Annotated in this window: 1 protein-coding gene; it reads right to left on the bottom strand. The window is 57.8% G+C overall.

Going from position 1 to position 225, the window contains the following annotated elements; all coding sequences use genetic code 11:
- On the bottom strand, window positions 1-224 hold a 224-nt coding region (locus A596_RS23685; protein WP_039918816.1), incomplete at its 3' end, for a hypothetical protein.
- Window position 225: the final 1 nt, after the last annotated feature.

The raw sequence follows: 225 nt of genomic DNA, 5'->3' as shown, positions 1-225 counted from the left end.
TATTCCTCTGAGTGTTTAAACGGAATGGACAAACGCCACGGGCCAACCCAAGGGCCACGCCATGTACGCTTGTAAAAACGCTGTGGTGCGATTTGAGCGCGTTGTGTGGTGATGCTATGCAGTGGCGGTGCAAGTACGCGCGGAACTACCCAGCGCAGCACCGTATCGCCTGTGGCACGAACCAGCGGCGCGGGTAGTTGTCGATCAGGGGCGGTGATTGACATG

Source organism: Cellvibrio mixtus subsp. mixtus J3-8 (assembly GCF_000766945.1).
Lineage (GTDB): Bacteria > Pseudomonadota > Gammaproteobacteria > Pseudomonadales > Cellvibrionaceae > Cellvibrio > Cellvibrio mixtus_A.
This window is presented reverse-complemented; position numbering and strand designations above follow the sequence as displayed.